Annotated in this window: 9 protein-coding genes; 7 read left to right on the top strand and 2 right to left on the bottom strand. The window is 37.1% G+C overall.

Going from position 1 to position 6,909, the window contains the following annotated elements; all coding sequences use genetic code 11:
- The first annotated feature begins 381 nt into the window (after nucleotides 1-381).
- Nucleotides 382-783, top strand: a complete 402-nt coding sequence (locus tag MHN02_RS20845) for a hypothetical protein (RefSeq protein ID WP_015068767.1) — start codon at nucleotides 382-384, stop codon at nucleotides 781-783.
- On the opposite strand, the gene MHN02_RS20840 is transcribed toward MHN02_RS20845, so the two are convergent.
- The gene (locus MHN02_RS20840) at nucleotides 776-2,020 is read right to left on the bottom strand and encodes a replication initiation protein (RefSeq protein WP_239247884.1); all 1,245 of its coding nucleotides are present in this window, start codon (nucleotides 2,018-2,020) and stop codon (nucleotides 776-778) included. The genes MHN02_RS20845 and MHN02_RS20840 overlap by 8 nt on opposite strands.
- Before the next feature lie 675 nt (nucleotides 2,021-2,695).
- Nucleotides 2,696-2,944, bottom strand: a complete 249-nt coding sequence (locus tag MHN02_RS20835; protein WP_015068769.1) for a helix-turn-helix transcriptional regulator — start codon at nucleotides 2,942-2,944, stop codon at nucleotides 2,696-2,698.
- A gap of 93 nt (nucleotides 2,945-3,037) precedes the next feature.
- Between MHN02_RS20835 and MHN02_RS20830 the strand changes: the two genes are divergently transcribed.
- The 6 genes from MHN02_RS20830 (at nucleotide 3,038) to MHN02_RS20805 (ending at nucleotide 6,835) form a co-directional block, all read left to right on the top strand.
- Complete coding sequence (locus tag MHN02_RS20830) at nucleotides 3,038-3,646, top strand: hypothetical protein (RefSeq protein WP_069945488.1); 609 nt, start codon at nucleotides 3,038-3,040, stop codon at nucleotides 3,644-3,646.
- Nucleotides 3,647-3,707: 61 nt separating this feature from the next.
- On the top strand, nucleotides 3,708-4,274 hold the full coding sequence (locus tag MHN02_RS20825) for a SprT-like domain-containing protein (protein WP_015068521.1): 567 nt from the start codon (nucleotides 3,708-3,710) through the stop codon (nucleotides 4,272-4,274).
- A gap of 174 nt (nucleotides 4,275-4,448) precedes the next feature.
- Nucleotides 4,449-5,507, top strand: a complete 1,059-nt coding sequence (locus MHN02_RS20820; protein WP_069945487.1) for a methyltransferase — start codon at nucleotides 4,449-4,451, stop codon at nucleotides 5,505-5,507.
- A gap of 69 nt (nucleotides 5,508-5,576) precedes the next feature.
- Nucleotides 5,577-6,014: a hypothetical protein gene (locus MHN02_RS20815; protein ID WP_015068523.1), complete on the top strand. Its 438-nt coding sequence runs from the start codon at nucleotides 5,577-5,579 to the stop codon at nucleotides 6,012-6,014.
- Nucleotides 6,015-6,267: 253 nt separating this feature from the next.
- Entirely contained in the window at nucleotides 6,268-6,633 is a 366-nt protein-coding gene (locus tag MHN02_RS20810; protein ID WP_239247882.1) for a hypothetical protein, read from the top strand.
- Between the two features lies 1 nt (nucleotide 6,634).
- On the top strand, nucleotides 6,635-6,835 hold the full coding sequence (locus MHN02_RS20805; RefSeq protein WP_239247880.1) for a hypothetical protein: 201 nt from the start codon (nucleotides 6,635-6,637) through the stop codon (nucleotides 6,833-6,835).
- Nucleotides 6,836-6,909 lie beyond the last annotated feature (74 nt).

The raw sequence follows: 6,909 nt of genomic DNA, 5'->3' as shown, positions 1-6,909 counted from the left end.
GAGCTACGAGTTGTAAATTACAACTATCCTAAATCCGCATCGCTGAGCTATGAGTTGTAAATTACAACTATCCTGCATTCGCACCGATGAGCTATGAGTTGTAAATTACAACTATCCTGAATCCGCATCGCTGAGCTATGAGTTGTAAATTACAACTTAACAAGATGAGCTCCGTCTATCCTAAAATACCTAAATATAAACTTAGCTTGAAAATATTAAAACGAAGTATCGTTGGACCAATTCCTGTTATTTCATGTGGAATCGAAGAGGAAAAACTGTTGCAAGGTTTGGTTGCAGCGCACACGATGCAATGAAGCTACTGAAATATTAACTAGTTATTTTATTCATGTAACCTCAAAGAAAATTGAGGATAGTAGTTATATGAAAACAATAAAAAGTACTGAATTTTTATACGAAGTCTCTGTAGAGAAAGCTGAATTAGGATATAAAATTCATGATATAGAAGTGGTTTTAAGATATTCCTGTATTGAAGAATATATTTCTAAGGACTTCTTAGTAGTTGACGTAGGTTCTCACCTCTATCACCTCTCAATCGAAGCAATACAAATTGAACCAGTGGAAAATCTTGAAGAAGTTTCTTCAAAGGTTAAATATGTGTTGAGTGAACAGGAAGAGCCTATTGAGTGGCTGGAGAAAATTAGCATCCACAAACAATTAAAAATGGGGGAGGGTGATGACTTTACTATTATTGAATATGAGAAAAAAACACTAAATCTAAATGGATTGTATATTCCATTGTTAGATGAGTGCTGCGCTATTTAGCAGCACTCTTTAATCTGCTTCTAATCTCAGAGCTATATGCGGCTCTCATGAAGACATAACCCTCAACATACTCCTCGAAAGACTTTTTTAGCTCTGCTCCAGACCAATCATTATTCATTAGCTGATTATAAGCATAATCATATTCCCGTTTATTAAGCGAATGAGGCTGGCTTGCCCTAAAGGCGCTTTCGAATAACCTTTTTATACTATCTTTTTCTTCAGGAGTGGCAACGGCAAAGATCTCTATAAATGACATCTTATCTCCTCTTGAATTTTTTGCCGTGAGTGCAGGCATAGATTCAGTTTTGCTTAATTTCGGAGTAAAAGTATTTTCAACATAATCATCTTCAAAGGCTTTATAGGCGAAAGCTGCAAAATTTCTAATACCGCCTGCTCGCGCTCTTTTGTTCAAAAAATTAATTTTTGACTGAATATAATCTAGCGGGTAAGCATTGAAAATATCAGCTATCTGATTAGGAGTGAATCCAAAATGAGAAAGCTGTGCTTCAACATCTGACTGTTCTTGAACTACATGTTGCTCAATTAGTAAATCAGGTTGTTGATTAGCTCTCACAAGAAACCTAACAGCTTTAATAGGCTTACCAGTAGGCTCCATCTCAAGTGTTATACCAGCGACCTTTTGAATTTGTTTCATAGATTGCTTAAGAACCCTTGTGAAATACTTGGTTTCTTTATAAGCATCTTTTGCTATTCCAAGAAGTTGTCTCAAGGTGTTAATTTTAAGCCATGGGGTTTTCCCAATATTTACATACCGATAAGTATTTTCATAAAGTGCAAAGGCAATATCATTTTGTATTTGATTGACTATTTCAGAGTTGATTTTTGCATAAACATCAGGGTCTAAAATAGAGCGTCTAATCTCAGATCTAAAACTCCATGTGATCATTCCATTAGCAAATTTTACGTATGATAGAAAGGGCATTATCTCCCAGCTTCGTCGCCCTTCTATTAGGTCAAACTCAACAGCTAGTTGTGATAAATCACGGAATATATTTTTTAAATACTCATGATCATTTGAGTTGTAATTTATATATTGACGGAACTCTTTAAAGTTGATGCTGTGATTGACCTCAATACCGTCTGTTTTATTGAGATAGCTTTCCAGGTCACCACCAGCTATTTCTCGAGCTTCTTGTTGCGCAAACCAAATTGCGGCATTAATAGCCTTCCTATGTAACAAATTGAAACCAACAGAACCTATATGTACTGCGGCCACGTGTTTTCTTAAATGGACTGGTTTGGCGCTTTCTTTTATTTTTTTCATAAGGTGATATAAACAAAGTCACTTTTGTGCATTATCTTGAATTATTGAGTCTGATGTCAAATTACATCTAATTTTAGTCATAAGGTGATCAATTACAGGAAGTGGGTTAACAGACATTAAGTATCAAAAAGAATAAGTACCATTATTGATTTATACATATACGTGTATGTTTATACAGTCCGCGAAAAGTGAATTTTAACAATGTAACTGAAGAAATACGTTCATTGAATGTTAGCTCGCCTCTACAAGGTGATGTTTTACGGGAAGCCACCAGCTTATAATTTTCATTAAGGTGACGTTTTACAGGAAAGTTAGTGGTTTAATATTGTACTAAGGTGACCTTTTACAGGAAATTATAAACAAAGGTGATCATTTACAGGTCCTGTAGATGATCACCTTTGTTCCTGTAAATGGTCACTTTAATTCCTGTAAATGGTCACTTTAATTCCTGTAAATGGTCACTTTAATTCCTGTAAACGGTCACCTTATATCCTGTAAATGATCACTTTAGTTCCTGTAAGTGATCACCTATCTCCCATGTAGCCCATTGTAAATGGGGTATAGGTGACTTCTAAATATATAAAATAAGTAAAGACTTAAAGTATTAAACAACGTCGTTGTCCATACTCAATTTTTAGAAAGATTTCTGAGCTGGTTCTCAAGTGTGTCTTGTGCAGACAGGCACTTTGAAAGAGCTGATTCAGGCAGGCCACATAATTTGGCCATCTTGATGAATTCGTTAACAGTAGGTGATGACCTATCGGACTCGTAGTTCTTTATTGTTTTTGTACATACATTCAATTCTTCAGACAACTTTTTCTTAGTAAATCCACCATAAAGCCTCAGTGCTTCAAGATCTTTTCCAAAAATATACATAATACTTCCCTGTTAAACACATCTTTCCAGCAAATTTCCTCTTTTTTATCAATGCCTTACTTTTGTTTTATCTAATAAGGCAAGGATAATAAAATGAACGAAATTAATTATCGATATTTTAACTTTTCACTTAATGACAAACAAAAGCAAGCTTTTAAGGCTATTTATGCAAGTAGGACAACAGAAGCGATTATCAATAGTAGTCTGAAAGTATTTTGCGTTGAGAGAGATTACCAAACAGGTAGCTGCTGGAATATTGAGAGTCTCTCTTGGTCTGAAGCAACGGTTATTGAAAAATTTGCGATACGTTCAATTTCTGCATGGACTCAACAGATTAGGTATAGAGGCAAAGGGATAAAACCAAGCGCCTATTTAAGCAATATTGAAAAAGCCATAGAGTCTCCAACAAGACTGGATGCCGAAAGCCTGTTTCCTGTTATGCAAAATATAAAGTTACACAAGTCGATACTTGAGGAAATACAATCTCCTGAAATGAAAGTGAGAGCAAATGAATTTCTCCAGGACGCTAAATCAATTTCTTTAATTGAGAATGGTGATGTGATGCTAGGAGTGCCAAGAAGTGAAGAAGACTTGACTAAATCGTTCATGTTTTTGAGATGTGCATTACCAAATATCAGCCCCTCCAAGATTAAATATGATTCCGAAAAAGTAGGGAAGTTAATTCCAGTTTTTTGGAAGTAATTTTGAACGGTTAAGCCTTAAATCAGCTTCACTCAGAACCATATGATATTTTGGAGTCAATATGCTCACTACTAATCAAATACAGTCTCATTTTGTAGATATTATCGACATAGCTAAAACAAGGTATCCATTACAACAATGGCTTCATAAAACACCTACTATAGAAGTTAGTCCTTTGAAAGGGCAAAACGGCTTAGCTTATTCAACTGGCCATATAATTATCAACTCAGCATTCCTTTCAACTTCAGCAGTCGGCTGCTTGAGAAAAACCATTTGTCACGAAATAGCTCATCTTGTTGTGGGTATTCAGCAAGCTCATAACAAAAAATGGGAAAGTGTTTTTGATGAGTTGTGCTCCCTTGCAGTAGATTTGAGTTCTAAGCGCCATGAAATTGAAAAGCAGCAGGTTAAAGATAATATCCCCTACAAGTATAGGTTACTCGGCTATCTAACTGATGATCGGGTTCTTGACTTAGGAGGTGCCTATCGTCGAACGAAAAAGTATCTCAGTTATGATGGAAACCATTCGTTTTTAGGTGTCCGAATAACAAGCTACAAATATGTAGATTACAAAGCACCTCTACCCAAAGAGATTATCCAAGACAAGCACCTGAAGGAGCTAGTTTGAGTTTTTAACTAGAAAAGGAGACTACTTCACAAAGGGGGTGTATTCCCTCTTTTTTGTCTTTTTTAATTCTTCATGCATTTTGAATCATATCGATTGGTAAAGGTGGAAAGTAATTCGGTGAATAACGTTCAGCGACTCCACTAGCCTTAAGAAAAAAGTTGTTTGGAGAATGCAGTGGGATTAAGCGATATTTTAACTCAGTGTTTAGAGTATAAGGGCAAATATCTGTTTGTTAGAGAGCAGTTGCCAAGTAAAGCATATTCAAAATTGAAAGGGTTATTAGAGCGTTTGGGCGGCAAGTGGTCCAAGAATCATCAAGGGTTTGCTTTTACCAGAGATCCTAAACTCGTTATCGAGCGTGTTCTTGCATGTGGCGCAAGGAATATTAATAAATTTCACCTATACCCAAGTACTGAAGCAGTATTTGAACACATGGTAAGTTGGACTGCTTTAAACTACTTAGGGGCATCAGGAAAAAGAATTAAAGTTCTAGAGCCCAGTATAGGTACCGGGTTTCTAGCTAACTCTCTTTTAGCATACGGAGAGAAAGAAAATCGTTTCTTTGATATTCAAGGTTATGACATCGACCCAATCAATGTGGTTTGCTGCGAAGAGCAGGGTTATCAAGTAGAGCAAAAAGACTTTCTTACTGTAGAGCCAAGCAAAGAGTTTGATTTAGTTATGATGAACCCACCATTTAATCGAAATGAGTTTATAAAGCACATTAGACATGCATTAAAGTTTCTAACTCCTAATGGAGTTCTAATTTCTGTTATCCCAGTAGGTTGGCTTGAGGATATCAATTCCAGCGACAGAGAATGGCTTCTAGAGCGAATATGCTGTGACAGCAATGATTCCCTTGTTAAAGGGGACTTTTTACCTCCAGGGACGTTTGAGGGGACCTCAGTTGAAACCACAATTATCCAACTGAATAGCGATATTGCTCACGATAAATTGATTACTTCAGATTTTTTCATTGAATCGAGAGTAACTACGTTCAACACAATATTATCTAATGACGTTGAATGCCTGGCATTGATCGAGGCTCCAAATATTGAAAGGATTTCTCCAATTGATGTTGTCGATAAGGTTTTGAGAGCTGATGAAGAGCATTCTTTACCAAGATGTTTGAAGGACCGGTTCGTTAAAGAAGTAGGGTATTATTTTGACCAGCCCGGGCTTATAACCACACTACCTTCCATGCAAGACCTTTTATTCCGAGAAGCTGCATAGTTTCCTTCTGGTTTGACATATGGGTGTGATGTAGAACATTACATCCATGGCTCACTTAACGAATTAAATGTGAAGTATAAAAAATACAAATCAGAAAACAGGTTTCCTCTTTTGGCTCGTTCTATGGGTAAGCTTCATAAAGTGGAATATTTAGGGTTTTCTTCAGAAGCCACCCGCTTGCTTTTTGATAAATTTGATATGGTTTCTATTGCGATGTTTGCCAATAGGCCTGATATCACACTCTGCGCAAAAGCCTACGCTGGAGATAGCAGAATTGAGCTTGATGATGCGTCTACGAAAGAGCGTCCTTTTTACAAGATTTATGTTGAAACACAAAAAGATGAGTATCACCAAGTCGAGAGGGTATTTTGCAGTGCACATGAGGCAGATGTGTTTATTAAAACAAGAACTGGCGTAGAAGTTATGGATACAATTCGATGCGGCGAAGTCCATTATTTTATTGTTTGTTCCTCGAAAGCATCGAAACCATTGGAAGATTTATTATGAGTGTGAAAATTAGAAATTTTGGAAACGATAGAGTTGTCCATTCTAAAACTGAATTAGTGGACTGCCTTGTTAATAATTACAAAAATAACTCAGTCTCGCTTCAATATGTTACTCCATCTGGGGCGACATGTATCGATTTCATCGATGTCAGTTTAGATGGAACGGTCACAATGTCATATGGTGATAAACACTTTGACTCAACAAAATATTTTTTCGCTTAGTATCCACCGGCAATAACAAAGAGAATTACACTATGAATGGAATATCACTACTTAATCAATTTGAGCTTCTTCCGGGTTTCGAACAGAAACGCGCGGCAGTATTCGATAGCGGCGCTTCAGAGCTTGAGCATATGAGAAACGCGATTTCAATGGGGTACGAGCTCGACAATCTACGTTTGGGCGCCAAGCACCCAACAAGAGATGGGGTTTGGGCGTTTGCGTTTATAGTGGATGCCGGTGAGGGCGAATACCTCGTAGGTGCGGAGAGTGATGCGCTAGGTTGTGCCAGTGAAATTGTAGCAGATGAGAAATTGGTGATAGAACGAGTTAAGCATTATCTTTCTTTGATGTTTAAACCTACAGTTGAACTCGGGACGAACCAAGGAGGCCTTCACTAGTATGAACATGTACGATGCACTATTTGAAGAATTAAAAAACATACGAAATTCTAAAGGTACCTATGAAGTTGGTTTAGCTGATGCAATTGGCTTCGTAAAAGATAAGGGCGGCAACGTGGCTTATGAAGAAGGGCAAACCATCTTATCTCTGCCAGGCGTTACAGCTTATTGCTTTAAATGTACTAGCTCAGACTTGATCTGACAGTTACCCGTTTTTTCAGGTGTCGCTGTCAGTTTAGATTTGAGCTAGATTCTTCTCAGCCCAAGTCCGTTTCC

The sequence above is a fragment of the Alteromonas sp. CNT1-28 genome (genome assembly GCF_022348345.1).
Classification (GTDB): domain Bacteria; phylum Pseudomonadota; class Gammaproteobacteria; order Enterobacterales; family Alteromonadaceae; genus Alteromonas; species Alteromonas macleodii.
This window is presented reverse-complemented; position numbering and strand designations above follow the sequence as displayed.